This is a genomic window from Shinella sp. OV683, assembly GCF_057787725.1.
The window spans coordinates 257,733-283,677 of sequence record NZ_CM173543.1 but is presented as its reverse complement, the minus strand read 5'-3'; the positions used below and the strand labels follow the sequence as shown (position 1 = coordinate 283,677).

At 61.0% G+C, this 25,945-nt stretch carries 23 protein-coding genes; 13 read left to right on the top strand and 10 right to left on the bottom strand.

Translation table 11 applies throughout. From position 1 onward, the window contains the following. The first annotated feature begins 64 nt into the window (after positions 1 to 64). From ACXHRN_RS01400 to pbpC, 9 genes are all read left to right on the top strand, one after another. Positions 65 to 1,204, top strand: coding sequence for an aminotransferase class V-fold PLP-dependent enzyme (locus tag ACXHRN_RS01400; RefSeq protein WP_488639574.1), 1,140 nt, complete (start codon positions 65 to 67; stop codon positions 1,202 to 1,204). A 112-nt stretch (positions 1,205 to 1,316) separates the two neighbouring features. Beyond that, the gene (locus tag ACXHRN_RS01395; protein WP_488641789.1) at positions 1,317 to 2,060 is read left to right on the top strand and encodes an ABC transporter substrate-binding protein; all 744 of its coding nucleotides are present in this window, start codon (positions 1,317 to 1,319) and stop codon (positions 2,058 to 2,060) included. 86 nt (positions 2,061 to 2,146) lie between these two features. After that, the gene (locus ACXHRN_RS01390) at positions 2,147 to 2,824 is read left to right on the top strand and encodes an amino acid ABC transporter permease (RefSeq protein WP_488639573.1); all 678 of its coding nucleotides are present in this window, start codon (positions 2,147 to 2,149) and stop codon (positions 2,822 to 2,824) included. 25 nt (positions 2,825 to 2,849) lie between these two features. Then, entirely contained in the window at positions 2,850 to 3,614 is a 765-nt protein-coding gene (locus tag ACXHRN_RS01385; protein WP_488639572.1) for an amino acid ABC transporter ATP-binding protein, read from the top strand. A 54-nt stretch (positions 3,615 to 3,668) separates the two neighbouring features. Then, complete coding sequence (locus ACXHRN_RS01380) at positions 3,669 to 4,940, top strand: cysteine desulfurase-like protein (RefSeq protein ID WP_488639571.1); 1,272 nt, start codon at positions 3,669 to 3,671, stop codon at positions 4,938 to 4,940. Between the two features lie 146 nt (positions 4,941 to 5,086). Beyond that, complete coding sequence (locus tag ACXHRN_RS01375; protein WP_488639570.1) at positions 5,087 to 6,136, top strand: NAD(P)-dependent alcohol dehydrogenase; 1,050 nt, start codon at positions 5,087 to 5,089, stop codon at positions 6,134 to 6,136. A 93-nt stretch (positions 6,137 to 6,229) separates the two neighbouring features. Next, the gene (locus tag ACXHRN_RS01370) at positions 6,230 to 6,502 is read left to right on the top strand and encodes a hypothetical protein (RefSeq protein WP_488639569.1); all 273 of its coding nucleotides are present in this window, start codon (positions 6,230 to 6,232) and stop codon (positions 6,500 to 6,502) included. Positions 6,503 to 6,887: 385 nt separating this feature from the next. Then, positions 6,888 to 12,329 (top strand): alpha-2-macroglobulin family protein, encoded by a 5,442-nt coding sequence (locus ACXHRN_RS01365; RefSeq protein ID WP_488639568.1) that lies wholly within the window; start codon positions 6,888 to 6,890, stop codon positions 12,327 to 12,329. 1 nt (position 12,330) lies between these two features. Beyond that, positions 12,331 to 14,412: a penicillin-binding protein 1C gene (gene pbpC, locus ACXHRN_RS01360; protein ID WP_488639567.1), complete on the top strand. Its 2,082-nt coding sequence runs from the start codon at positions 12,331 to 12,333 to the stop codon at positions 14,410 to 14,412. Between the two features lie 77 nt (positions 14,413 to 14,489). Here the strand turns inward: pbpC and ACXHRN_RS01355 are convergent, their stop codons facing one another. From ACXHRN_RS01355 to ACXHRN_RS01335, 5 genes are all read right to left on the bottom strand, one after another. Further along, positions 14,490 to 15,518 carry a LacI family DNA-binding transcriptional regulator gene (locus tag ACXHRN_RS01355; protein WP_488639566.1) on the bottom strand — a complete coding sequence of 343 codons (1,029 nt, stop codon included), beginning with the start codon at positions 15,516 to 15,518 and terminating at the stop codon, positions 14,490 to 14,492. 177 nt (positions 15,519 to 15,695) lie between these two features. Then, positions 15,696 to 16,775 (bottom strand): zinc-binding metallopeptidase family protein, encoded by a 1,080-nt coding sequence (locus tag ACXHRN_RS01350; RefSeq protein WP_488639565.1) that lies wholly within the window; start codon positions 16,773 to 16,775, stop codon positions 15,696 to 15,698. Positions 16,776 to 16,954: 179 nt separating this feature from the next. Continuing rightward, positions 16,955 to 17,359 carry a GFA family protein gene (locus ACXHRN_RS01345; protein WP_488639564.1) on the bottom strand — a complete coding sequence of 135 codons (405 nt, stop codon included), beginning with the start codon at positions 17,357 to 17,359 and terminating at the stop codon, positions 16,955 to 16,957. A gap of 11 nt (positions 17,360 to 17,370) precedes the next feature. Then, positions 17,371 to 17,991: a glutathione S-transferase family protein gene (locus ACXHRN_RS01340; RefSeq protein ID WP_488639563.1), complete on the bottom strand. Its 621-nt coding sequence runs from the start codon at positions 17,989 to 17,991 to the stop codon at positions 17,371 to 17,373. 4 nt (positions 17,992 to 17,995) lie between these two features. Next, positions 17,996 to 18,415: a hypothetical protein gene (locus ACXHRN_RS01335; protein WP_488639562.1), complete on the bottom strand. Its 420-nt coding sequence runs from the start codon at positions 18,413 to 18,415 to the stop codon at positions 17,996 to 17,998. Positions 18,416 to 18,600: 185 nt separating this feature from the next. On the opposite strand from ACXHRN_RS01335, the gene ACXHRN_RS01330 reads away from it, so the two are divergent. Continuing rightward, complete coding sequence (locus ACXHRN_RS01330) at positions 18,601 to 18,933, top strand: ArsR/SmtB family transcription factor (RefSeq protein WP_488639561.1); 333 nt, start codon at positions 18,601 to 18,603, stop codon at positions 18,931 to 18,933. 32 nt (positions 18,934 to 18,965) lie between these two features. Then, positions 18,966 to 19,427, top strand: a complete 462-nt coding sequence (locus ACXHRN_RS01325; RefSeq protein ID WP_488639560.1) for an SRPBCC family protein — start codon at positions 18,966 to 18,968, stop codon at positions 19,425 to 19,427. Positions 19,428 to 19,477: 50 nt separating this feature from the next. Here the strand turns inward: ACXHRN_RS01325 and ACXHRN_RS01320 are convergent, their stop codons facing one another. Together ACXHRN_RS01320 and ACXHRN_RS01315 are read right to left on the bottom strand one after the other, a co-directional pair. Continuing rightward, positions 19,478 to 19,813 carry a type II toxin-antitoxin system RelE/ParE family toxin gene (locus ACXHRN_RS01320; protein WP_488639559.1) on the bottom strand — a complete coding sequence of 112 codons (336 nt, stop codon included), beginning with the start codon at positions 19,811 to 19,813 and terminating at the stop codon, positions 19,478 to 19,480. After that, a complete protein-coding gene (locus ACXHRN_RS01315) occupies positions 19,803 to 20,084 on the bottom strand; it encodes a ribbon-helix-helix domain-containing protein (protein ID WP_488639558.1) in 282 nt (93 codons plus the stop codon). The genes ACXHRN_RS01320 and ACXHRN_RS01315 overlap by 11 nt, the downstream gene beginning before the upstream one ends. Positions 20,085 to 20,237: 153 nt before the next feature. Between ACXHRN_RS01315 and ACXHRN_RS01310 the strand changes: the two genes are divergently transcribed. Beyond that, positions 20,238 to 21,056: a class II glutamine amidotransferase gene (locus tag ACXHRN_RS01310; protein ID WP_488641788.1), complete on the top strand. Its 819-nt coding sequence runs from the start codon at positions 20,238 to 20,240 to the stop codon at positions 21,054 to 21,056. Positions 21,057 to 21,193: 137 nt separating this feature from the next. Here the strand turns inward: ACXHRN_RS01310 and coaBC are convergent, their stop codons facing one another. Further along, on the bottom strand, positions 21,194 to 22,399 hold the full coding sequence (gene coaBC / locus ACXHRN_RS01305) for a bifunctional phosphopantothenoylcysteine decarboxylase/phosphopantothenate--cysteine ligase CoaBC (protein ID WP_488639557.1): 1,206 nt from the start codon (positions 22,397 to 22,399) through the stop codon (positions 21,194 to 21,196). A gap of 178 nt (positions 22,400 to 22,577) precedes the next feature. On the opposite strand from coaBC, the gene ACXHRN_RS01300 reads away from it, so the two are divergent. Next, positions 22,578 to 23,825, top strand: a complete 1,248-nt coding sequence (locus ACXHRN_RS01300) for an aminopeptidase (protein ID WP_488639556.1) — start codon at positions 22,578 to 22,580, stop codon at positions 23,823 to 23,825. Positions 23,826 to 23,846: 21 nt separating this feature from the next. Here the strand turns inward: ACXHRN_RS01300 and ACXHRN_RS01295 are convergent, their stop codons facing one another. Further along, positions 23,847 to 24,959, bottom strand: coding sequence for an endonuclease/exonuclease/phosphatase family protein (locus ACXHRN_RS01295; protein ID WP_488639555.1), 1,113 nt, complete (start codon positions 24,957 to 24,959; stop codon positions 23,847 to 23,849). Between the two features lie 57 nt (positions 24,960 to 25,016). After that, positions 25,017 to 25,904, bottom strand: coding sequence for an EamA family transporter (locus tag ACXHRN_RS01290; protein WP_488639554.1), 888 nt, complete (start codon positions 25,902 to 25,904; stop codon positions 25,017 to 25,019). Between the last annotated feature and the right edge of the window lie 41 nt (positions 25,905 to 25,945).

Genomic DNA, 25,945 nt, shown 5'->3' with positions numbered 1-25,945 from the left:
CCATGGGGCTAATTGACGGCACCGCGATATTGTGATCTTTTGATCAAAATACTTGAGGTTTGAAATGTCCGGCTATTTTCTCTACCACTCCATCGGGACGTTCCCCGGCAAGGCCGAGCGGATGTGCGATGCGCTCGCCCGCTTTTCCACGGTATGGTCGGCGGAAGATGACGGACAGTGGCCGGCAGCGCTCGGCTTACGCCAGAACTTCATCGATGCGTGGCGAGGCATCATCGATGCGCCGGTGGGATCGCTGACTACCTCGGAAAATGTCACGCAGGCGCTGTATAGCCTGATCGGCGCCCTGCCGGAGGATCGCCTGCGCGGCAAGCGGCTGCTCGTTGCCGCCGATTGCTTCCCCAGCCTGCACTTCCTGCTCGCCGGCATTGCAGATCGCTTCGGCTTCACGCTCGACACCGTCCCGCTGCGTCCCGGCGAAAGCTGGGTCCGTGACGACGATTTCATCGCCCATTGGAAGGAAGATGTCGGCCTCGCACTGCTGACCTTCGTCTCCTCGACCACCTCGCACCGCGTCAACGTCGATCGTCTTGCAGCGCATGGCCGCGCGATGGGATCGATCGTCGGCGTGGATATCACCCAGGGCGTCGGCGTCCTGCCCTTCTCCATCAATACGAACCATGCCGATTTCGTCGTCTCGACTTCGTTGAAGTGGCTGTGCGGCACATCAGGCGCCGGCATCCTCTATGTCCGCCCCGATTTGCTGGCGACATGCCGCCCCGAATTGCGCGGCTGGTTCAGCCAGGAAAATCCGTTCTCTTGGGATCTCGACAAGTTCTCCTATGCCGGCGATATCAGACGTTTCGATCATGGCACGCCGGCCGTTCTGGCATCGGTCGCCTCGCTGCCCGGCATCGAGTGGGTGATGGAGCGTGGCATCGAAGCCGTTCGTGCCAACAATCTCGCGTCCGCTCATGCCATTATCGGCCGCGCCCAGAGCAACGGTTGGGCTATCGTCTCGCCGGTGAATGATGCCGAGCGCGGCGGCAGTGTGATGCTGACGCTGCCCGACACGGTCAGTCCCCCGGCCGTGGTGGCGGAACTCAGGACCCAGAAGCTTTACTGCGATGCGCGCGGCACCACGATGCGGCTCTCGCCCGGCGTCGTGACCTCGGCCGACGCCGTCGACACTCTGTTCAATGCGCTGGAGCGCATTGTGCCGGCAAGGAACGTGCGAACAGGTTGAAAGCAAAGGCTTCGGCACCGCACGCTTTGAATATTCAACACCAAGAAGGCTAGAAAAGAGAGGAACCATGTTTACAAAAATCGCAATTCTCGCAGCCGCAGCGTTGTCGCTGATGGTCTCGTCGGCAGGTGCCGAAGGCAAAATCGTGGTTGGCGCCTATGCCGCCAACCCGCCATGGGAATACAAGAACGAGGCCGGCACGTTCGAAGGCTTCGAAGTCGAAGTCGCCGCCGAAGTCGCCAAGCGTCTCGGCATGGATGTCGATTTTCAACCGCTCGGCTTCCAGGCTCTGTTCGCAGCCACGGCTTCCGGCCGCATCGATTTCGCCATCTCGTCGATCTCGATCAACAACGAACGCCTGAAGAGCCAGTCCTTCACGCAAGCCTATTATGACAGCGACGGCACGATCGTCGGCAAGGCCGATTCCACCGTCAAGACGCTCGAAGACCTCAAGGGCAAGGTGATCGGCGTTGTCGCCGCCACGACCGGCGAAGCCTGGGCCAAGGAAAATGCCGACAAATACGGCATTGCCGAAGTCAAGAGCTATGCCGCTCAGCAGGACCTGCTGCTCGACGTGCAGAACGGCCGTATCGAAGGTGGCGCCGGTGAACTCGCCGGCTTCCAGTACGCCATCACCAAGATCCCCGCCCTGAAGATCCTGGTCCGTATCCCGACCGGCGAGCGCTTCGCGATGATGGCCAAGAAGGATCTGCCGATCCTCGCCAAGGTCAACGATACGATCTCGGAAATGAAGAAGGATGGCACGATGGCTGCCATCCACAAGAAGTGGTTTGGCGTCGAGCCGGATGCCGGCACCAGCACCGTCACGCCGATGCCGATCCCCACCGCTCAGTAATAACTCAGGGCCGCGGCGCGCATGTGCCGCGGCCCTCTTCCTTTTGAACGACCCGGCCTTATCTGCCGAACAACCAGGCAACACCCATGGAACTGATCAATACATTCTTTAACTGGGACATCCTTGTTCGGTCATTTCCGATCCTGATGCGCGGGCTTGGCAACACCTTGCTCCTCGGCTGCGTCAGCATCGTGATCGGCAGCATTGCCGGCCTGTTTCTCTGTTTCGTCCGGCTCTATGCGCCGCGGCCGCTGCAACTGCTGGCGATCGCCTATATCGATGTTTTCCGCGCGCTACCGATCCTGGTGGTGCTGATCCTGATCTATTACGCCCTGCCCTTCGTCGGCATTTCGCTGTCCTCCTTCACATCAGCCACGCTCGCACTGTCGATGGTGCTCGCAGCGTTTACGGCCGAAGTCTGCCGCGCCGGCATCGAGAACGTGCCCAAGGGCCAGTTCGAAGCCGCAGCCAGCCTCGGCCTGCCCTTCTGGTCGGCCATGCGCAAGATCATCCTGCCGCAGGCCGTCAAGGTGATGATCCCGCCTTTGACGAGCAACAGCATCTCGACCTTCAAGGACACCGCGCTTGCATCGGTCGTGGCGATGCCCGACCTCCTGAAGCAGGCCAACGATACCCAGGCGCTGATGGGCAATCCGACTCCGCTGATTGGCGCGGCCATCATCTACTTCATCTTCCTTTGGCCGATGGTTCGCCTGGTCGGCTATCTCGAAAAGCGCAGTGCGACCGCCAAGACGGCGCGTTGAAGCTCCTATCCGAACTGGTTTGAACATGACAGATCTATCCATCGCCCAGGCTTCCGACCGCCCGGCAATCATGATGCGCGACATCAACAAATGGTACGGCCAGTATCATGCGTTGCGCGATGTCAACCTGACGGTAGCCGCCGGCGAACGCATCGTCATCTGCGGTCCATCGGGCTCGGGCAAATCCACCACCATCCGCTGCATCAACCAGCTCGAAAAGCATGAAAGCGGCTCGATCACCGTCAATGGCATTGAGCTCGAAGGCAAGGGCAAGCGGCTGGACGAAATCCGCCGCGAAGTCGGCATGGTGTTTCAGCACTTCAACCTGTTTCCGCATCTGACGATCCTGGAAAACTGCACCATCGCGCCGATGACCGTGAAGGGAACATCCCGCAGGCAAGCCGAGGAAATTGCCCGCCACTATCTCGAGCGCGTCCGCATCGGCAATCTCGGCGATCGCTATCCGTCGCAACTCTCCGGCGGCCAGCAGCAGCGCGCGGCGATTTCGCGTTCGCTCTGCATGCAGCCCAAGGTGATGCTGTTTGACGAGCCGACATCGGCGCTTGACCCGGAAACGGTTGGCGAAGTGCTCGACACGATGATCTCGCTGGCCGAAGATGGGATGACCATGCTGGTCGTCACCCATGAGATGGGCTTTGCCCGCAAGGTCGCCGATCGCGTCATCTTCATGGATCATGGCGTCATTTGCGAAGAAGCAAAGCCGGAGGCGTTCTTCACATCTCCGAGCAGCGAGCGGGCCGCAGCCTTCCTGAGCCAGATCATGCACTGACATCGGCGCCTTCGGGGGGTCTGTCCAACATTTCAATTTCGCCTGAGGCCTATCATGAACATCACGACATCGCCCTCCGCCGCACAGCTGGCCACATCCTTCCCGGTTGACGTCGTCCGTTCAAAGTTCCCGGCACTGTCGCTGCCCAACGCCCCGGTGTTCCTCGACAATGGTGCCGGCGCTCAGGTGCCGCAGGGCGTGCTCGATGCCGTCAGCCACCATATGCTTCATCGAATGGTACAGCGTGGCGCCCGTTATAGGGCCAGCCGCGAAGTCGACCAGGCAGTGGCCGACGCCCGCGCAAGCGTGGCACTGTTGGTGAACGCCTATGATCCCGCCGAGATCTCGTTCGGCATGAACGCCACTTCGTTCATTCGGTTGGTGAGCCTTGGCATTGCCAAGACCATGGGCGACAGGCCGGAAATCGTTATCACTGATATGGACCACGACGCCAACATCTCGACGTGGCTGGCGCTGGAAGCGCAAGGCGTCAAATGCGTCTGGTGGCGCATGCGTGACGATGGCAACCTGCATATCGATGACCTGCGTCCGCTACTGTCCAGCCGCACGCGGCTGGTCGCTTGCACGGTGGCATCCCATTCCATCGGTTCGCTCGTCGATGTCACTACGGTGGCAAAGCTTGCGCATGCAGTCGGCGCCGAGGTGTTTCTCGACAGTGTCCACTATGGCCCACATGGGCTGATCGACGTGCAGGCCTGGGATTGCGACTATCTGGTCTGCTCGGGCTACAAGAATTTCTCGCCGCATATGGGCTTTCTCTGGGGCCGTTTCGACCTGCTCAAGGCGCTGCCGACCTTCAAGGAAGACTTCATTCCCGACGAGCCGCCGCACAAGATCGAGGTCGGCACCTTCACCTATGAGAACGCTGTCGGCATGGGCGCCGCCGTGTCCTACCTGGAATCCCTCGGCCGCAACTTTGCAACTACCGGCGGAGCGTCGCGACGCGACGATCTCGTCGCCGGCATGACGGCGATCCGCGCCTATGAGACGACGCTGTCGCGCCAATTGCTTGATGTTCTCAAATCCTGCAACGCGACCATCTATGGCGTCTCCGACGAGGCCCGGCTCGCAGAACGCGTACCGACCTTCTGCTTCAACATTCCAAATCGCAGCCCGGCTCTCGTCGCCCAGACGATGGCAGATGCCGGCATCGCGATCCGCGACGGCCACATGTATGCGCCGCGCCTGATGGCCCGGCTTGGGCTGGCCATGAATAGCGGTGCCGTGCGTGCCTCGCTCGTCCATTACAACACATCGGACGAGATCAAGCACTTCGCCGAAATCCTCACCGGGATCGCAGAATAATCCGCAAAGCACGATCCTCGCAGCCGTCGCTTTGACCGGGCGACGGCGTTCGCAAATGCATATAGCGGTTTACACCTGCACTCGGTGGGGACTATAGTCGCCCTGCCCACCACCACACATATCCCATGACATTCCAGGAGTTTTCCATGTTTTCGTGCACCGGTTATGCGGCACAGGAAGCCACCGCGCCTCTTGCTCCTTTCAGCTTTTCCCGCCGGGACACCGGCCCCACCGACATCCGCATCGAGATCCTGTTCTGCGGTGTCTGCCATTCCGATCTGCACACCGCGCGCAACGAATGGCATCATACCGTCTATCCGAATGTGCCGGGCCATGAGATCGTTGGCATCGTCGCCGAGGTCGGCGGCTCGGTCACCAAGTACAAGGTCGGCGATCGCGTCGGCGTCGGCTGCATGGTCGATTCCTGCCGCCATTGCGACAGCTGCGCCGAAGGTCTCGAGCAATACTGCGAGAACGAAAACACCGGCACTTACAACAGCCCCGACAAGGATTTCGGCCACACCTTCGGCGGCTATTCCTCTCATATCGTCGTTGAGCAGGATTTCGTGCTGCGGATTCCCGACAACCTTGACCTGGCCGCTGCCGCGCCGCTGCTTTGCGCCGGTATCACCACGTTTTCGCCACTCCGCCATTGGAATGCCGGTCCCGGCAAGCGTGTCGGCATCGCCGGCATCGGTGGTCTCGGCCATATGGGCGTCAAGCTTGCCCATGCAATGGGCGCGCATGTCACGGTGATCACAACTTCAGAGTCCAAGGTCGCTGATGCCAAGGCACTCGGCGCCGACGAGGTCATCCTGTCGACCAATCCAGACGATATGGCCAAGCACGCCAACAGCCTCGACCTGATCATCGACTGCATTTCCGCCGACCACTCCGTCGACTATTATGCCAGCCTGATCAAGCGCGACGGTGCATTGGTTCTCGTCGGCGCGCCGGAAAAGCCGCTGTCGGTTGCAGCTTTCACCCTGCTTGCCAAGCGCCGCAGCTTTGCGGGCTCCGGCATCGGTGGCATTGCCGAAACCCAGGAGATGCTCGACTTCTGCGGCAAGCATAATGTGCTTTCGGATATCGAAATGATCCCGATGCAGAAGATCAACGACGCCTATGAGCGGATGCTCAAGGGCGATGTGAAGTACCGCTTCGTCATCGACATGGCGACGCTGAAAGCGGCCTGATACGCAGGTGACATCCATCGCATCGAAATAATGCTAACATGCGGCAGTCCGGTGGATTGCCGCATGTGACATGCGATCGATGGAGTGGGAAAAATGCAAGACGATCGAATGGAGCGGTTCAAGCAGGTCTTGAAGGACATCGCTAAACTGCGCACCCGGATCGACAAGATGAAGTCCGGACACCTTGCTGTCCATGCCGGCGCTGAAGATGTCACCCCGTCGGCTACCGCCGAAGACGAGGCCACAATCAGGCTGCTGATCGAAATCGTCGACGGGTTCTACGCCGACCTGAAAGTCTATGCCGGCGACCTCATCATCGATGAAGGAACGCGACCGGAAGACCTCAACGCCAGCAATGACGACTGAACGGCGATCGGGGTTATTTCTTTGCACCATCAACCGCTTGCAACGCCGCCCGCAACCCGGGCGGCTTTTTCTTTTCATGAAAATGTCTTTGTTCTTCGAATAAAGTTCAGCCTATAAACGTAGAACATTTTGCGGCAGTCGATTGCCTGAAGTCTCCGAGGAGAGATGGGCGACCGGCTGGAACAGTGTGCGGGGGGAATTGCACCAATGGTCCATATTCCTGAAACGTCGATGCGATCGGAGCCCGTTCCGAGGCTGCAACTTCTTGTCTTTCACCACAGATACGATCTTTCAAGCCGTCGCCGGCCCACGCCGACGTCGCTCTTTGCCTGACACGAATAATTAGCATTCATCGGCCCAGCCGCTATCGGGAGTTACCACGTCCATGCGCGCACTTATCCGATCCACTCTTCTTCTCGCCGGTCTCTTGCTCCCCGCCCTTGCGGCTCCCGCTTTGGCGCAGGAGTCACAGAAGACCGTGGTGACCGTCAAGGACGCCGACTATTTCGGCTTTGATCTTCGCACCGTCCAGAACGTCACGCTCGACCAATGCGGCCAGACCTGCAAGGACGACGATGCCTGCAAGGCCTTCACCTACAACACCAAGGCCAAGTGGTGCTTCCTGAAATCCGATTTCAACACCATGAACCCGTTCCCCAGTGCGGTGGCCGGCAAGATCGTCATGGAAGTGGCCGAGCGTGACATCGGCGCGCCCGACAGCCTCGATTTCCTGACCCAGCAGCAGGTGAACGACGCCAGAACCATGCGTGAGGGGCTCGCAGTGGACCCGGGCATGCAAGGTCTCGGCGTCGACGCCATTATCGCCCTGGCTGGACGCGATGCCCTGGCGGGCAATGTCGATCGGGCCATGGTAGACCTGAAGTCGGCGCTGGCGATCGATCCCGACAATATCGACCTGTGGATCCGGATGTCGGAGATGGGCGGCCGGGTCGCCAACAATTACGACATCAACAATCAGGGCCTGCAGGCCGCCGTCAACGCTTATCAGCTCACCCGCACAAAGTCCGTGCGCGCCCAGACTCTGGTGACGATGGCGAAAGCGCTGGAATATACTCAGAACTATCGCGCCGCCATCAATGCGTACAAGGCCGGCCTGAAGCTCGTCGAGAACCCGACCATCCAGGCAGCTTACGAGGATCTGCGCGTCCGCCAGGGTTTCCGGGTGATCGGCAACACAGTCAATTCCGATAGTGCTACCCCGAGCGCCTGCGTTCAGTTCTCCGAACCGCTGGTCAAGTCCGGCGTCGACTACACCTCCTTCGTCACGCTGGACGGCGCAGCACCCAAGGCACTCGAAGCCAAGGGCAGCGAAATCTGCGTCGAAGGCCTCGTCCACGGCAGCCGCTACAAGCTGGCTCTGCGCCAAAACCTGCCGTCGTCCGTCAATGAACCCCTGCTCGCCCAGGTCGATCTCGACCTTTACGTCAAGGATCGGGGCCCGACGGTGCGCTTCACCGGCGACAGCTTCGTGCTGCCGAGCACCGCTCGCCGCGGCATCCCGATCGTCTCGATCAACTCCGACAGCGCCCAGCTGAAACTCTACCGCATCGGCGACCGCGCCATCGCATCCTTCCTGACCAGCTCGCAGTTCCTCACCCAGCTCGATGGCTATCGCGCCAGCCAGATCGAGGAAGAACAGGGCGAGATGATCTGGCAGGGCTCGATCGACATCAAGAACGAGCTCAACAAGGACGTCGTCACCAGCTTCCCCGTCGACGAGGCCCTGCCGAAGCGCAAGCCCGGCGTCTATGTGCTGACGGCGGAATCGACCCAGGCCAACGGCAATTATTGGGATAGCAAGGCGACGCAATGGTTCGTCGTCTCCGATATCGGCATCTCCACCTATGCCGGCACCGATGGATTGAACGTGTTCGTCCGCTCGCTGGCCTCCGCCAAGCCGTTGCCGAACGTCACCCTGCAATTGCTCGCCAAGAACAATGAAATCCTCGGCACCGCGACCACGGATGCCAACGGCCGCGCCGTGATACCCGCCGGCCTGATGCGCGGCACGGCAGCGCTGACGCCGGCCGTTCTCACCGCACAGAACGGCGCCAGCGACTACGTCTTCCTCGACATGACCCGCGCCGGCTTCGACCTCTCCGATCGCGGCGTCACCGGACGTGCAGCACCGGGCGCGATCGACGTTCTCACCTGGACCGAACGCGGTATCTACCGTGCTGGCGAAACCGTGCACATTGCGGCACTCGCCCGCGATATCGCAGGACAGGCAATCGAGAAACTGCCGCTGACCTTCGTCTTTACTCGTCCCGATGGCGTCGAGGACCGCCGTGTCGTCACCAATGGCGGCGATCTCGGTGGCTCGACGTTGGATCTGCCGCTGATGGCCAATGCCATGCACGGCTCCTGGACGATGAATGTCTATACCGATCCAAAACAACCGACGCTTGCGACGAAAACCTTCCTGGTCGAGGACTTCGTGCCCGACCGGATCGAATTCGACATGGTGGCCAAGGACAAGGACATCAAGCCAGGCATTCCAGCCAGCATCGAGATCGACGGTCGCTTCCTTTATGGAGCACCCGCTGCCGGCCTCGAGCTCGAAGGCGACGTTGCCCTGAAGCCGACCCGCACCCGCGCCGAATTCAAAGGCTACCAGTTCGGCCTCGCCGACGAGGAAGCGCAGGAAGAAACCCGCGTGCCGCTCGACAACCTCGACGCACTGGATGATCAGGGCAAATCGACGATTGCTGTCAACCTGCCCGAACTGCCGTCCACAACGCAGTTCCTCGAGGCCAAGGTCGTCGTCCGCCTCAAGGAGGCTGGCGGCCGGGCCGTCGAGCGCGATCTCGTGCTGCCGGTCAATTCCGGCAACGAGATGATCGGCATCAAGCCGGAATTCGAAGGCGACCTGCAGGAAAATTCGATTGCCAAGTTCCACCTCATCGCGCTTGATGCCGAGGGCAAGAAGGAAGCCATGACCGGCCTGCGCTGGAAGCTGGTCAGCGTCGAGCGTAATTACCAATGGTATCGCGACGGCTCCTCCTGGCGCTATGAGCCGATCGTCACCACCAAGGATGTCGACAGTGGCGTCGTTGATGTGACCACAGGTGGCGCGACCGTTCAGGCCGCCGTCTCATGGGGTCGCTACCGCCTCGAAGTCGAATCCACCGCCAATGACGGCCCGACCTCCAGCGTCGAATTCGATGCCGGCTGGTATGTCGCTGCTGCCTCGACCGAAACGCCGGATGGGCTGGAAATCGCCCTCGACAAGGAAAACTACAAGGTCGGCGAAACGGCCAAACTCAAGATCTCGCCGCGCTTTGCTGGTGAGGCCCTGATCAATGTCGGCACCGAAAGCGTCATCACCACGCTCAATGCCAGCGTTGCCAAGGAAGGCGCGGTCATCGACATTCCGGTCACCAAGGAGTGGGGTGCGGGCGCTTATGTCACCGCAACGCTTTTCCGTCCGGGCGATGCACAGGAAAGCCGGCTGCCGATGCGCTCCATCGGCATCAAGTGGCTTGCCGTCGATCCCGGCGACAACAAGCTCGCCATGCAGTTGACCGTGCCGGAAAAGACCCTGCCCCGCCAGCCGCTCGACATCGAGCTTGCCGTACAGGGCGCGGGCGCCAATGAGGAAGCCTATATCACGGTCGCGGCCGTCGATGTCGGCATCCTCAATCTGACCCGCTATGAACCCGCCGATCCCGATGGCTGGTATTTCGGCCAGCGTCAGCTGGGTCTCGAAATCCGCGACCTCTATGGCCGCCTGATCGACGGCTCGCTGGGCGCAACCGGACGCCTGCGCAATGGTGGTGACGGTGCTGAGCAACCGCTACAGGGCAACCCGCCGACGGAAAAGCTTGTGGCCTTCTTCTCGGGTCCCGTGAAACTCGATGCACAGGGTAAGGCGAAGGTCAGCTTCGATATCCCGCAGTTCAACGGCACGGCTCGCGTCATGGCGGTCGGCTGGACGAAGACGGGCGTCGGCCATGCGGTCAAGGATGTGGTGGTCCGCGACCCCATCGTCGTCACCACCAGCTTGCCGAAATTCCTCGCGCCGAATGACACTGCCGAGCTCCGGCTGGACATTACCAATACCGATGCGCCAGCGGGCGACTATACGCTCACGCTGACGTCCAGCGACAATGTCGTCATCGACGCCAGCGCCGCCAGCAAACCGCTGCATCTCGACGCCGGCGGCAAGACCTCGCTGACGGTGCCGATCAAGGGCGGCTTGCCGGGCGACGGCATGATCAACATCACGCTCAACGGCGCTAACGCCTTTGCCATCACCCAGGTCGCCAATATCAACGTGCGGCCATCCACCCTGCCGATGACCGAGCGGCGGCTGGTGCGGCTTGATCCGGGTCGCAGCCTGCTTGTCGACAGCCAGCTGATGGCCAATTCGATTATGCAGGGTGCCTCGATCAGCGTGAACCTGACGCGCAACGCCGCCTTCGATATCCCGGCATTGCTGATGACGCTCGATCGCTACCCCTATGGCTGCGCCGAGCAGACAACCAGTCGCGCGCTGCCGCTGCTCTATCTCTCCGAGCTGAACGCGCTGTCCGGCTTGCCGGATGACGGTGAAGTCAAGAAGCGGGTGCAGGAAGCGATCTACCGCGTCCTCTCCTACCAGTCCTCGTCCGGCAGCTTCGGCCTGTGGGCACCGGGTTCGGGTGATTTCTGGCTCGACGCCTACGTCACCGACTTCCTGACCCGCGCCCGCGAGCAGAAATACGACGTGCCGGAACCGGCCATGGTGGCGGCGCTGACCAATCTCGAAAACCAGCTCGGTTATGACAACAATGTCTCCGAGCGCGGCAACGAGATGGGTTATGCGCTCTATGTGCTGGCGCGCAATCGCCGGGCCGCGATCAGCGACCTCCGCTACTACGCCGACACCATGCTCGATCAGTTCCCCACCGAACTGTCGCGCGCCCATATCGCTGCATCGCTTGCGCTCTATGGCGACCACGAGCGTTCGGAACGGATATTCGCCAATGCGGCACGCCAGTCCGGCCTGCTCGTCAATGTCAGCTGGGCACGTTCCGACTATGGTTCGGCGCTTCGCGACGATGCGGCGATCCTGGCACTGGCTGCCGAAAGCAATCCGAAATCGGCGATCATTCCCGAACTCTCCAACCTTGTTGCCAAGGAATGGGAACGCACGACATGGCTCTCGACCCAGGAACAAACCTGGATGATCCTGGCCGCCCGTGCGCTGAAATCGAGCGACCAGGACATCAAGGTCTCGGTCAACGACGAACTGAAGACCGGTGGCTACCAGACGCGGATGACCGGCGAGGAACTGCTTGCCAGGCCGATCAATCTCATCAACCAGGCCAACGACCCGGTGACCGCCGTGATCACCACGGTCGCCTCTCCCAAGGATCCGTTGACCGCTGGCGGTGACGGCTTCGACATCTCCCGCGCCTACTACACGCTGGATGGCGAAGAGGCCAATGTCAGCGAGGTCAAGCAGAACGAGCGTTATGTCGTGGTTCTGAAGGTCACGCAGAAAAACGAGTGGGCCAGCCGCCTGATGATCACCGATCTTCTGCCGGCCGGCTTCGAGATCGACAATCCCGGACTGGTCAACAGCGCCGATATGTCGAATTTCGATTGGCTGCCGGAACAGGAAGCCGCCCATCTCGAATTCCGCTACGACCGCTTCATGGCGGCGCTCGACCAGACCGGCAGCGGCGAGATGACCCTTGCTTACGTCGTTCGCGCCGTAAACCCCGGCGTCTATGACCATCCGGCAGCAAGCGTCGAGGATATGTACCGGCCGCAATTCTCGGCCCGTACCGCGACTGGCAAGATGACGGTCGAGAAGTAAAATGAGACTTGGTCGCGCACTCGCAGGTTTCACAGTGGTTCAGGCAGCACTTGCTGCCGGGATCACCTGGGGCTTGCATGCGCTCGACCAGGCCTATCCGCCGCCGCTCGACAAGGCGGCGGTCGCTTCCCGCGAAGTGCTCGACGCGGATGGCGAGTTGTTGCGCGCCTTCACCACCCCGGACGGCAAATGGAGGCTCAAGATCAAGGCCGCCGACGTCGACCCGCAATTTCTCAAGATGCTGGTCGCCTATGAGGACCAGCGCTTCAACGAACATCACGGTATCGACCTGATCGCGCTCGGCCGCGCCAGCCTGCAACTCGTCACCCACGGCCGCATCGTCTCAGGCGCCTCGACGCTGTCGATGCAGGTGGCGCGCCTCATCGAGCCGCGCCAGGACCGTTCTATGACGGCCAAGCTGCTGCAGATGGCGCGCGCAGTGCAGATCGAGCGTCGGCTTTCAAAGGCTGAGATTCTCGACCTCTACCTCAACCTTGCGCCCTATGGCGGCAATCTCGAGGGCATCCGCTCGGCCAGCCTCGCCTATTTCGGCAAGGAGCCGCGCCGGCTGTCGGTCGGCCAGGCAGCACTCCTGGTCGCCTTGCCGCAATTGCCGGAAAAGCGTCGGCCGGACCGCTATCATAAGGCAGCCGAAGCGGCGCGCAGCCGGGTGCTTGCCCGTCTGGCCGTATCGACCGTCATCGGTGAGGGCGAAGCAGGGCGCGCCGAACTGACACCGATCCCCGACAAACGCCGGGCGCTGCCGTCGCTTGCCGCCCACCTCGCCGAAGCAGCTCTTCGCAAGGCGCCCAAGGAAGTCACCCACCACACGACGTTGAAACGCGACATCCAGCGCGGGCTCGAAGAGGTCGCCTCCGAGGCCGCCGCCAAGCTCGGACCGAAGCTGTCGATCGCCATGGTCATGGCCGATGCCAGGACCGGCGAGATCGTCGCCGAGGTCGGCTCGGCCAACTATTTCGATACCTCGCGCCGCGGCTGGATCGACATGACGCGCATATTGCGGTCCCCCGGCTCGACGTTGAAACCGTTCATCTACGGCCTCGCTTTCGAGGAAGGCATGATCGCCCAGCAGACGTTGATCGAGGACCGGCCGGCCGACTTCTTCGGCTATCGCCCGCGCAATTTCGACATGACCTACCAGGGCGACGTCACCATCCGGCAAGCATTGCAGATGAGCCTCAACGTGCCAGCCGTGCGACTGCTGGATACCGTCGGGCCGTCGCGGCTGCTGGTGCGCTTCCGCCGCGCCGACGTCCGGCCGACCCTGCCGCCCAACGAAACGCCGGGCCTGGCGATCGGCCTTGGCGGCGTCGGCATCACCCTGCACGATCTCGTCCAGCTCTATGCCGGGCTTGCCAATCGCGGCAAGCCGGTAAAGCTCGGCGACGGCATCTACGACCAACCATCGGTCATCGACGGCGAGCCGATCCTTGAGTCCGGTGCGGCCTGGCAGGTCTCCGACATTCTCTCCGGCATGCGCCCGCCGCTCGGCGCCGTCGATCGCGGCATCGCCTACAAGACCGGCACCAGCTACGGCTACCGCGATGCGTGGACGGTGGGTTTTGACGGCCGCTATGTCCTCGGCGTCTGGGTCGGCCGCGCCGACAATGGTGCGATCCCCGGCCTCAGCGGCTTCATCTCGGCAGCCCCCATCCTGTTCGAGGCCTTTGCGCGATCCGGCGTCGCCTTTACCGCATTGCCCTCTGCACCAGCCGGCGCGCTGCGGCTGGACGAGGCGCAACTGCCAGCCAGCCTCAAGCGCTTTGCATTGACCCGATCGGGCCTGATCTCGATGAGCGCCCGCGAGCCTGCGCCGCAGATCGTCTATCCGCCGGAAGGCGCACAGGTCGAACTCGGGCTTCAGACAGCCGACGTCATGCCCCTGTCGCTGAAGCTGCAGGGCGGCCGACCACCTTTCCGCTGGCTCGCCAATGGCAAGCCGATGCTGGAGACCACCCGCAAGCGAAACTACCAGTGGCAGCCGGACGGCAGCGGCTATTCGACCCTGACGGTGATCGACGCCGCGGGCCGCGCGGCCAGCGTGCGAGTTTTTCTGAAATAGTCCTCAACGGATTTGCAGAACGGCTCCCTTGCAAGAAGTCAGCTGGAATTCTGATATAAAAACTTTCAACCCGCAAGCTACAGGTTTTCCTGCACATACATCTCGAAGGGAATGAATGTCTGACCCGGCACGCTGGCGGCGCCGTGCTCGACCGCGCCGATCATCAGGGTGACAAGCTCGCGACTGAGATTCTTGAGTGGGGTGGAAATCGCCATCAGGATAGCGCCATCGGCCAATGCTGCGCGTGACTCGGGCGTCAGCTCGGTTACCACCACATGCAGGTCCCGATCACGCTTGGCATCGCGGATCGCGCCGATCGCACCTTCCATGCCACCGCCAGTGATATAGAGGCCAGTGAGGTCCGGATGGCGGCTGAGCAACTCGGCCACCGCGTCATAGGTCGACTGACGCGCTTCGAGATCGACCAGCGTATTCAGCACTTCGAATTCGGGTGCGTTCTCGCGAAAATAGGAGCGAAAGCCGATCTCGCGAAGCTCGTGCCCCTGCAAGCGATAACTGCCAACGAAAACAGCAACTTTGCCCGGCCGCCGCGCGATTTTGGCGATCATCCATGCCGCAGTGCGCCCCGCCTTGCGATTATTGACGCCGATATAGCCCTCGCGGATGCCTGGTGCGAAATCGCTGAGCATCGAGAAGACCGGAATATTGCGGGCCTTGAGCTCCGCCACCGCAATTGCCAGCATCGGATAGTCCGGTGCGGCGATCGCCACGGCATGATTGCGGTTGCTGACCGTGCGCAGCGTTTCAAGGATTTGTGCCGGATTATCGTCCTGGACGAACTCGATCTGCGCCGTCGCCTGGACGCCGGGCGCGGCATTCACCGCATGCTCGAGCTCGGTCGCCAGCGACTGGAAAAAATGGTTCTTCGGCTTCGGCAGGATAAAGCCCAGCCGATATTGCTGGACGCCCTCCGCGGGATGGCTGAGTTGGGCAAGACCGTGAAAGCCGATGCGGGAGGCTGCCTCGTAGACCCGGCGGCTGGTTTCCTCGCGCACCTTATAGCGGCCGTTGATCACGCGATCGACGGTTGCAACACTGACGCCGGCGGCTTTCGCGAGATCTGCAATGGTTGGTCTTGATGCCATTTTTTCCTCCGCGTGATAAAAATAATATCATGACGAAAGAGAAAATTGCAAGGAAATGAGAGTTTGCTTCACGATCTCGCAGCAGGCCGGAAGTCACTTTTGTCGTCGCCATGCATGTACTCTGTGAAGAGCCTCCCTGATACTGCGAAAAATCACCCGGCGATCTGGAGTGCTCCGTCAAACGACTTGAATTCGTGCACCGTCGATGAGCTTCAGTACGAAATCAATCTTGTGGATGACCGTTTCCGATAGCACGAACGGATAGAAATCCGGCTGGCCGAGGCTGCGGTTGACACTGTTGATCGCCACCGTCAGCGGCACCCAGCCCGCGATGACCTGAGCGATATCGGCGGACTTGTAATAGTCAAATCCGTGAGCCTCGACAGGCTCCGAAATATTGTCGTCTGGCCGCAGATCGGGCCGGATGCCGAACTCGCGCGCCGTCTCCAATCCATCGATCATGTGGAAGCAGTGGGCCCATGTCTCGGCAAAATCCTCCCAAGGGTGTGACGAGGCATAGGGGCTGATGAAATTGAACTGCCAGTCCAGTGGCGCACCATTCTGATAGTGCCGTTGCAATGCGGCGGCGTAGTCCTCATCCGGATCACCGAAGACGGCTTTGAAGTCCTCGATCCTGCCCTGCTCGCGGATCAGCAGATCCCAATAGAAGTGGCCGATCTCGTGGCGGAAATGGCCGATCAGTGTTCGATAGGGCTCGCCCATCGCCTTACGGCGAATTTCGCGCTCAGCATCATCGGCCTCCGCTGTGTTGATCGATATCAGCCCGTCGGCATGACCGGTCAAAACGTTATCGATCGTGCCGTCCGGTTCTTCGCGATCGGCGAGGAACTCGAAGGCCAGCCCGGTGTCGGGATGATCGCGACGCGATGGTATCGGCAGGCCGAACCGGGTGAGCGAATAGAATAGATGCTTCTTCGCCTGCTCGATCTTCTGCCAGCGTTGGCGATTGTCGGGGACCGAGAGATCCGGGATCGTAAGATTGTAGCGACATGCAAGGCAGAAAGTCTCACCGAGCCCAGTCAACACCAGCCAGTTGCAGGCAGCTTCGGCGGCATTCTGGCAGAAGAAATAGGACTTTCCGGGGTCGACGAGCGCCTGCATCTGGTCTCCCTCAATCGCCAGCGCCGACATCGTAAAGAGATCACTGATGTAGCCGACGCGAAAACCGCAGCTCAGGCAGACATCGTTACGGAAATGGATGGTGTTGCCGCAATTCTGGCACTGGAACAATTTCATCAATGAGCCCTGGGTTTTCGGCCACAAAGCTGACCGCATCGACAATGCATTGTGCATGAATACAGAGAGGAGGAGCCATGTCGACCAGGCCGGATACCGATAGCCTGCACGAAAGGCCCCAATTTCATGTGTTCAACGCGAAAAGCCGATGCGAGGTTCCGGCCGGCGATCGGCGAAATCTATTCGGTCTCGGTGGCGGGCAGCTCATGGAGCCAATCGAGCCACGGCAGCGCCGACCGATGCCAGATCTGCCGCTTCGGCGAAAGCTGCCGCCGCTGGCTGATGCTGCCGAGCCGGATGCCCCAAGTCTTGGCATCCTCTCCGTCACCGGTGGTGAATAGCGGCGAGCCGCACTCCGGACAGAAATATTGCAGCCTCGGCCGGCCGTTGTCGCCGAACTTGCGGTAGAGCTTCGGCTGATGGCCTGTCAGATGCACATTCTCGGCAGGCGTGATCACCGTGACCCGAAACGCCGAGCCCGTCAGTTGCTGGCAATCGGTGCAATGGCATATCGACACATCTTTGGGATCGATCTCGGCCTCGTACGTGACATGGCCGCAATGACAATGACCGTCGATATGCATCGCATCGTCTCCTATCCGTAATGCGCCTCATGAATGGGTGCCACGGCGGGCCGTCCGCGAACGGCAGCAGCAAGCGAGGCAATCTTCGGGCAATGAGCGGAGAGCCAGCCTGGTTCCATCCAGGAGGCCAGCATCCATAGATAAATGTCGGCCATCGTCATCGCGCTGCCGAACAGATACGGGCCTGCGCCGATCGCGTCTTCGAGGATCTCATATTGCCGCTTCACATAAGCGTCGGCACAGGTCTGCACAGCCTCGGCACCGGCTTCGTCGCCCGAGTAGCGAAGAGAATACGCCTTGCGCAACTCGCCTTCATAGATGTTGACGGCCATGAAGATCAGCCAGCGATCGTGCTGTGCACGCGCCGAGCTTCCGGGCGCCGGAGCCAATCCGGTATCCGGAAACGCATCGGCCAGATGCAGCAGCATCGCCGAACCTTCGGTCATCACTGAGCCGTCGGGCAGCTCCATCGCCGGAACCTGCTGGCGCGGATTGATCGCGCGGTATTCGTCCGTCAGATGCTTGCCGTCGCCGGTGTTGATGACCGCGACAGAGTATTTGGCGCCCACTTCCGCCAGCGCCGCTTCCACCGAAGCGCTGCCGGAGCCCGGCGATCCATACAGTTTGTACATGCGCTTATCCCCTGGGCGATCGCCCCTTACTTAGAACCTTCGGAACATCCGGACGCGCCTTATGCAGCATCCAGATCGCATAGCTTTGCAGGCAGCCCAGGACCAGCGGCCCGATGGCCTTGCCGATATCGAGCTGATAGATGGCGATCCACATATCGGCGAACTGGATGATCGCGGCCAGGATACCGAGCACGATCAGCATGCGCGCATAGCGCTTCCAGATGACGAAAAACACGAACAGCGCCAGAGCGAATGTCCGCGCGGCGGCATAAAGCGCAAACAGGAACGAGGCATCATTCGGCACCGCTCCTGCCGGAAGAATGGAGGCCGGGCTGACGAGCCCCGCAATTGCAAAACCCGATTGCACCAGGACATTCAGTCCTGTCACCGCGGATGCAAACATCAACGCGTGCTTAAATTTCATTCTCGTCCCTCCCCGATGAACGTGCTCAAGAGATCGGAAAAACGAACTGAATTCAAGAGGCTGGGATTGCGAATGGGGGAAACAAGATGCGGAAAATATCGAGTTGTCATCTTTGCCTCACCAAAAGTCTCGCAAATACTTAAGTGCACACTTGACTATTTGCTGGCGACAGATTACTAAAGTCCATGCTTAAGCATCAAAACATCGATGCCGTTCTCAAGGCGCTGGCGGAACCCACCCGGCGGCAAATCCTGGAGCGGCTCGCAGATGGTCCGTCAGGCGTCAGCGCGCTTGCCGAACCTTTCGATATGTCGCTCGCGGCTATTGTCCAGCACCTGCAGGTCCTGGAGGAATGCGGGCTGATCAAGACGGAAAAGATCGGCCGGGTGCGCACCTGCCGGATCGAACCCGGCGGCCTCGCCGGCCTGTCGCAATGGATTGCCGATCGCAAGACACCGGCGGAACGACGCCTCGACCGGCTCGGCGATCTGCTGAACGAAATGGACCCGGAAAACTAGCGCCGCCTCAATGCGGCATGAAAGGAAACGATATGACCGAGACAATTCTCTATCATTCAAGCTTCACCATCGAGCGCCACTATCCCGCCTCGCCGGCCAAGGTCTTCGCCTGCTTCGCACAGGAAGAGAAGCTGCGCCGATGGCTGGTGGAAGGCGAAGGCTGGACGGTCGACGCCTTCCGGCATGATTTCACCGTCGGCGGCAAGGATCACTCGGCCTTCCGCTGGCAGAACGGCCCGCAGATCACCAATGACGGCGTCTATCACGAAATCGTCGAGAACGAGCGGATCATCACCTCCTACAGCATGGCCATGGAAGGCAAGACCTTCTCCGTATCGCTCCTGACCCAGACTTTCGAGGCCAGGGACGGCGGCACGCTGCTGACCCAGACCGAACAGGGCACCTATTTCAACGATCCCAATGCCGCCAAGGGCCGCGAGGAAGGTTTCCGCGGGCTGTTGGACAGTCTGGGGCAGGAAGTGGCGCGGGGCTAAAAGCAAGTCCCCTCCCTTTTGGGGAGGGGCTAAGACGCGGCACCGCATTGTCAACCACGCAGCCGCGTAACCCGCCGGATCAGCAGGAAGCAGATCGGCAAGCTAAGCCCTCCCCCTTGTGGGGGTCCGAAGGACGGGTAGAGACGAGTGGCTCTACCCCGCAAGTTGGGGAGGGGAATTTTGCTTAATGCTCGGCCTTGATGAACGTGCCGTTCTGCAGTTCCCGCATCGGTGCCCATCCGAGGATAATCCATCAGTCGTGCACTCTTTTCGTCGATCCGATCATAATACCTCTCGGCAGCACTCGGGTTGACCAAGCCCAGTTCCACGTAAATTTCCAGAAGATCGGCGCGTGCCTGTGGCGACCAAAGCAGCCTAGCGGCCATTCGGCTTTGCCTCGGTCAGCCTCTGGCGTGCCTCACGTCGCAGCTCTTCGAAATCGAGTTCAGTGGCCTCTCCACTGACTTTGCCTTCGTTCCACAGTTCTCGAAGCCTCAGAACATCGCTACGTCGAAGTTCACGCTTCTCCTGCCAGCCACGCACTGCTTCCCGCACGATTTCACTGGTCGTTGCATACTCGCCTGCATCGACCGCCTCGCGTAGCAATGCGACCTGCTGACTGGTGAGGGCAACACTAATTTTCTCGACATTCGACACGGCTGCGATCCCTTTATATTGGTAGCAATATTTACCACCAATTCACGAGAGCATCAAGATCGCCCCTCCAGGCACCCCTTCAGCCTTTGTTAACCATGTCGGGGGATGATCACCTATTCGACAATCACGTCGCTGCGTTCGCTAGGACTGATCATGTGCCGTTGGGCCGCCTATCGCGGAAATGCATTGTTTATCGAGGATATCGTTTCTTCGCCAACCCACTCGCTGATCGAGCAGTCGCACTCCGCCATCGAGGCCCGCACGCCCACCAACGGCGACGGCTTCGGCCTGGCCTGGTATGGCGAACGCGAAATTCCCGGCCTCTATCGTGACATCCTGCCGGCCTGGTCGGACTGCAATCTCAAAAGCCTTGCGAGCCAGATCCGGTCGCCATTGTTTCTGGCCCATGTCCGCGCCGCCACCTCGGGTGGCACGCGTCGCGACAATTGCCACCCCTTCGTCCACGGCCGCTGGTCGTTCATGCACAATGGCCAGATCGATCATTTTAACCGCCTGCGCCGGCCGCTCGAAACCATGCTACCGGACGATCTCTACGCGGCGCGCACCGGCACGACGGATTCCGAACTGATCTTCCTGCTGGCGCTGCATTTCGGGCTGGAGCACGCACCGCTGATCGCCTTCCGCGAGGCAATCTCCTTCATCGAACGGCTGGCGATGCACCTTGGCGTCGAGGCACGCGTGCGATTTACGTCAGCCTTCTCGGATGGCGACAAGCTTTATGCGGTCCGCTACGCGACCGACGAGAACGCGCCGACGCTCTATGCCTCGACGATGGGGCTCGAGGGCGGCTATTGCCTGGTGTCGGAGCCGCTCGATGGCAACCGCCAGAGCTGGATGAGCATCCCCGACGGCAGCGCCGTCGTCATCGGCGCCGACGGGTTGGAGGTCTCGGTGTTCGAGACTGGAACGCCGGCAATGGTACCACGCTCGAGAATGGCGGCTGCGGAGTAGCAGTCCCACATACTCCCCTCATGCCCGTGCCTTGTGTCGGGCATCCAACGGCGTCGCGTCTGCGACGCGAAGGACTCTTTTCGCGCGAAAGACTTCGTGCGGCTGGATCATCGGGACAAGCCCGACAATGACGGAGGTTACTGGAACTTCCCCACAATCAACCCCACCAACCTCTCCGCCACCTCGTCCTTGGCCATATCAGGCCAGTGCTCCACGCCGTCGCGACTGATGATCGCAACGCGGTTGCGGGCGCCTCCCATGATGCCGGTCTCCGGCGACACGTCGTTAGCGACGATGAAATCCGCGCCCTTGCGCTCCAGCTTGGCGCGTCCATTGGCTTCGACATCATTGGTTTCGGCGGCGAAGCCGACCACCAGGGTCGGGCGCTTTTCATGATGTCCCACTGTTCTCAGGATATCCGGGTTTTCGGTCAGCGCCAGCGAAGGCGTCGAGCCATCCGCCTGCTTCTTGATCTTCTCGCCGGATGTGGACGCCACCCGCCAGTCGGCAACCGCCGCGACCATCACTGCAATATCGGCCGGAAGCGCTGCAAGCACCGCGTCGCGCATCTCTTCCGCCCGCTCGACATGGATGGTCTTCACGCCCCTGGGATCGGTAAGTGCAACCGGCCCGGAGACCAGGATCACATCAGCGCCTGCCTTGGCCAGCGCCGCGGCGATCGCGTGCCCCTGCGTGCCCGATGAGCGGTTGGCGATATAGCGCACCGGGTCGATGGGCTCGTGCGTCGGGCCCGACGTGACGATCGCCTTTTTGCCGGCCAGCGGCTTCGGCGAGGTGTCCAGCAAGGCTTCGACCTCGGCGACGATGTCCAAAGGCTCGGCCATCCGGCCGGTGCCCGCTTCACCGCCCTCGGCCATTTCGCCGCTCATCGGCCCGATGAAATGCGCCCCGTCGATCAGCAATTGCGAGGCATTGCGGCTGACAGCCGGGTTCGACCACATCTTCGGGTTCATCGCCGGCGCCAGCAGCACGGGCCGTTCGGTGGCGAGCAGGATGGTCGAGGCGAGATCATTGGCGAGGCCATTGGCCATCTTGCCCATCAGGTCGGCGGTGGCCGGTGCGACGAGCACGAGATCGCAATCGCGCGCCATTCTGATATGGCCAACATCGACTTCGTCGTCGCGCGAAAACAGGTCGACATGCACCTTGTGGGCTGCAAGTGCACCGACGGCGAGTTGGGTGACAAACTCTTCGGCCGCCTTGGTCATCACCGGAATGACCACTGCGCCCCGCTCCCGCAAACGGCGGATCAGGTCGAGGCTCTTATAGGCTGCAATTCCGCCCGCAACGATCAGCAGAATGCGTTTGTCTTTCAAGGTCATGAGGCAGCCCGCGATAATTCATCTCGCCTCAAAATAGTGGAGCGGAGGCCCGACGGCAATGCACCATAAGCCACCAATCGTCCTGCCTTCGAAATGCGTTAATTTGCCGCCAAGTCTTCACAAACCGCACCAAATACTCCAAATGTTTGCCAACCGAACAAACCGCATAGAGGTCCGCATGACTGCCGAAATCGACTCCGCCATCGACATGGGTAAGCTCGAGAAACTCGCCGAGGTCGCCGTCAAGGTCGGTCTCGACCTGCAGAAGGGCCAGGACCTGGTGATTACCGCGCCGCTGGCTGCCGCCCCCCTCGCCCGCTTCATCACCAAGCACGCCTATCTCGCCGGCGGTGGCCTGGTGACGACCTTCTACAGTGACGAAGTCGCGACGCTGATGCGCTATGCCCATGCCAGCGACGACAATTTCGACAAGGCATCCGGCTGGCTCTATGACGGCATGGCCAAGGCCTATGCCAATGGTTCGGCACGGCTGGCCATCGCCGGCGACAATCCGATGCTGCTTGCCAACGAGGACCCGACCAAGGTGGCGCGCGCCAACCGGGCGCTGTCGACGGCCTACAAGCCGGCGCTCGAGCATATCTCCAATTTCAACGTCAACTGGAACATCGTCGCCTACCCCAATCCGTCCTGGGCCAGGCAGGTGTTTCCGGAGGATTCCGAAGCGGTCGCGGTCAAGAAGCTCGCAGACGCAATCTTCGCCGCCTCTCGCGTCGACCTCGCCGATCCGGTCGCCGCCTGGAAGAACCACAATGCGGAACTATCGCGTCGGGCCAAATGGCTGAACGAGCAGAATTTCGATTCCCTGCATTTCCGCGGCCCCGGCACCGATCTCGCGGTGGGTCTCGCCGACGACCACGAATGGCATGGCGGCGCGACGCGCTCGAAGAACGGCGTGCTCTGCAATCCCAATATCCCGACCGAAGAAGTCTTCACCACGCCGCATGCGCATAAGGTCAGCGGCTTCGTGTCCTCGACCAAGCCGCTCAGCCACCAGGGCACGTTGATCGACAACATCCAGGTTCGCTTCGAAGGTGGCCGGATTGTCGAAGCCAAGGCGTCGAAGGGCGAAGCCGTGCTGAAGAAGGTGCTGGAAACTGACGAAGGCGCCAGCCGTCTCGGCGAAGTGGCGATCGTTCCGCATTCCTCGCCGATCTCCGCTTCCGGCCTGCTGTTCTACAACACGCTGTTTGACGAGAATGCCGCCTGCCACATCGCGCTCGGCCAGTGCTATTCCAAGTGCTTCGTCAACGGCGCCAATCTCACCCAGGACGAGATCGCCGCCAAGGGTGGCAATACCAGCCTCATCCATATCGACTGGATGATCGGTTCCGGCGAAGTCGATATCGACGGCATCACCCACGACGGCAGCCGCGTACCGGTGCTGCGCAAGGGCGAATGGGCCTGATATAGGCCTTTTGCCCTGACCTCAGATATCGAGGTCCACCCATAGGGCGGCGTGATCGGACGCCGCCTGCACGGGTTTTACCAGCGTCGGATAGACGTCCCACTTCTTTGGCCGAACGCCGGGCCACATACCGGTGCGGATCACCCCGCCCGCCTGCACCTTGCCGTAGAGGTCCGGTGACAGGAACAGGTAGTCGATCTTGTTGGCGGCCGTACAGCCTCCGTAGGTGCCGGGAAAACCTCCGTTGTCGAAATTCGGATGGTCGTAGGCGTCCTGCAGCAGGCCGCTGGTGACAAGCGGCTGCAGCGGCGGACTCGTCGGCGTATCGTTGAGGTCGCCGATAACGGCGACGTATTTTATGCCACGATCCAGAAGCGCCTTGACGATGGCAGCGACCCGCGTCGCCTGCGCCAGGCGCTTGGCATTGGAAGTCGCCGGTGAACCGAATCCCTTGCTCTTGAAGTGATTGACCAGCACATAGAGGTCGTTGCCATTCTTGGTGCGGATTTCATATTCCGGACAATCGCGGGAAAAGACGAATTCGCCGTTGGCCTGCTTGTCGTCGACGTGGCTCGCCATGCGGATGATGGGGAAATCCGACTTGGTGAGGATACCAACATCGATGCCGCGCGTGTCGTTGCCGTCGATGACCATGACGTGATCGTGAGGTGCGCCGCCAACCGCGCTGATGATGTCCTTGTTGAACTGCGACAGGACAGGCCGGCTTTCTGCTTCCACGACCCCCAGCACATCGGCCTTGAGGTCGGATATGACCCGCGCGGTATTCAGCATGGATTCGTGATTGACCGGCGCTTCCTTGAGCTCGAGCGAGCCGACCCAGTCCGCGCGCCCGTCGGCAAGAATCTCGATGCCGCCAGCCGTCGGCCGCTTGAGCAACTCACCGCGATTGCGCCGCAGGATGACGAACGGACTCTCATCGCTTCTTTGGAGGCCCAGATCGATCAGCAATTGTGCGAGCGCGGCCTTGTCGGTGGCGCTGTAGACCTGTTGCCCAAGGATCTTGTTGGCCGCTGCGAAGTTTTCGAGCGTGGTGCGACCATCCTGCCAATCATCAAGCATCATCACCTTGGCACGGTCGAACAGGTTCTCAACATTATAGGATGCAAGTCTCATCTGCCCCTCCAACGATCGATTGCCGCAGGGACAAAATAGCACGCATTTATTGCAGTTTTAAGTCCTCTCAACCGCCCAGATCTGGGACGGCGGCGAACGTCGTGCCTGCACCCGCTGGCTGAGCCAGGTGCTGCCGAGCACGACGACGATGCCGGCGACCTGCAAGACTCCGAGATCCTGCCCCAGCAGCGCCCAGCCGAGAATGACGGCGACCATCGGGCTCAGGAAGCCCAGAGTCGAGACCGCGGATGGCTCGATGCGCGCCAGTCCGCGGAACCAGAGAATGTAGGTCAGCGCGCCACCGACAAGTCCAAGCCACAGGAAGCCCACAACATTTGCTGAGGTCAGCGACGGCAGCGACGGTTCCAGCATCAGCGCCACCGGCAGCAGCAGGATACCACCCGCCGTCAACTGCCATGCGGTAAAGGTCAACGGCGAGACCGGCGGTTGCCATTTGCGGCTCAGCACCGTGCCGAAGGCCATCGAAACCGCGCCCGCTAGACCTGCTGCAATACCGATCGGGTCGAGCGCCGCCTTTGGCGTCAGCACCAGAAGCGCCACGCCGATGAGTCCCGCAATTCCGGCTACGATCGACAATGTCTTGATTGGCGACGCCAGCAGCACCCGCGACAGGCCAATGACGATCAACGGCTGCACGGCACCGACGGTTGCCGCCACCCCGCCCGGCAGGCGATAGGCCGAGACGAACAACATCGCCCAGAAGAAGGAGAAGTTCAAAGCACCCAGCAGGAACGACCGCCACCACCATTGCCCGGACGGCAATTGCCGCACGACCAGCAACAGCAGCAGGCCCGCCGGCAAAGCCCGCAACATCGCGACCGTCAGCGGATAGCCCTGCGGCAGCAATTGCGTGGTGACGATGTAGGTGCTGCCCCACACGGCAGGGGCAATGGCGGTGAGCAATATGTCAGACAGGCGGGCCATCGGATGCATCCTCAAATTATCTTGACATCAAGATATTCCAT

Coding starts and splice junctions, on each gene's coding strand:
- ACXHRN_RS01400 (WP_488639574.1), top strand. CDS start 65: ATGTCCGGCTATTTTCTCTACCACTCCATCGGGACGTTCCCCGGCAAG.
- ACXHRN_RS01395 (WP_488641789.1), top strand. CDS start 1,317: ATGGTCTCGTCGGCAGGTGCCGAAGGCAAAATCGTGGTTGGCGCCTAT.
- ACXHRN_RS01390 (WP_488639573.1), top strand. CDS start 2,147: ATGGAACTGATCAATACATTCTTTAACTGGGACATCCTTGTTCGGTCA.
- ACXHRN_RS01385 (WP_488639572.1), top strand. CDS start 2,850: ATGACAGATCTATCCATCGCCCAGGCTTCCGACCGCCCGGCAATCATG.
- ACXHRN_RS01380 (WP_488639571.1), top strand. CDS start 3,669: ATGAACATCACGACATCGCCCTCCGCCGCACAGCTGGCCACATCCTTC.
- ACXHRN_RS01375 (WP_488639570.1), top strand. CDS start 5,087: ATGTTTTCGTGCACCGGTTATGCGGCACAGGAAGCCACCGCGCCTCTT.
- ACXHRN_RS01370 (WP_488639569.1), top strand. CDS start 6,230: ATGCAAGACGATCGAATGGAGCGGTTCAAGCAGGTCTTGAAGGACATC.
- ACXHRN_RS01365 (WP_488639568.1), top strand. CDS start 6,888: ATGCGCGCACTTATCCGATCCACTCTTCTTCTCGCCGGTCTCTTGCTC.
- pbpC (WP_488639567.1), top strand. CDS start 12,331: ATGAGACTTGGTCGCGCACTCGCAGGTTTCACAGTGGTTCAGGCAGCA.
- ACXHRN_RS01355 (WP_488639566.1), bottom strand. CDS start 15,518: ATGGCATCAAGACCAACCATTGCAGATCTCGCGAAAGCCGCCGGCGTC.
- ACXHRN_RS01350 (WP_488639565.1), bottom strand. CDS start 16,775: ATGAAATTGTTCCAGTGCCAGAATTGCGGCAACACCATCCATTTCCGT.
- ACXHRN_RS01345 (WP_488639564.1), bottom strand. CDS start 17,359: ATGCATATCGACGGTCATTGTCATTGCGGCCATGTCACGTACGAGGCC.
- ACXHRN_RS01340 (WP_488639563.1), bottom strand. CDS start 17,991: ATGTACAAACTGTATGGATCGCCGGGCTCCGGCAGCGCTTCGGTGGAA.
- ACXHRN_RS01335 (WP_488639562.1), bottom strand. CDS start 18,415: ATGAAATTTAAGCACGCGTTGATGTTTGCATCCGCGGTGACAGGACTG.
- ACXHRN_RS01330 (WP_488639561.1), top strand. CDS start 18,601: ATGCTTAAGCATCAAAACATCGATGCCGTTCTCAAGGCGCTGGCGGAA.
- ACXHRN_RS01325 (WP_488639560.1), top strand. CDS start 18,966: ATGACCGAGACAATTCTCTATCATTCAAGCTTCACCATCGAGCGCCAC.
- ACXHRN_RS01320 (WP_488639559.1), bottom strand. CDS start 19,813: ATGGCCGCTAGGCTGCTTTGGTCGCCACAGGCACGCGCCGATCTTCTG.
- ACXHRN_RS01310 (WP_488641788.1), top strand. CDS start 20,238: ATGTGCCGTTGGGCCGCCTATCGCGGAAATGCATTGTTTATCGAGGAT.
- coaBC (WP_488639557.1), bottom strand. CDS start 22,399: ATGACCTTGAAAGACAAACGCATTCTGCTGATCGTTGCGGGCGGAATT.
- ACXHRN_RS01300 (WP_488639556.1), top strand. CDS start 22,578: ATGACTGCCGAAATCGACTCCGCCATCGACATGGGTAAGCTCGAGAAA.
- ACXHRN_RS01295 (WP_488639555.1), bottom strand. CDS start 24,959: ATGAGACTTGCATCCTATAATGTTGAGAACCTGTTCGACCGTGCCAAG.
- ACXHRN_RS01290 (WP_488639554.1), bottom strand. CDS start 25,904: ATGGCCCGCCTGTCTGACATATTGCTCACCGCCATTGCCCCTGCCGTG.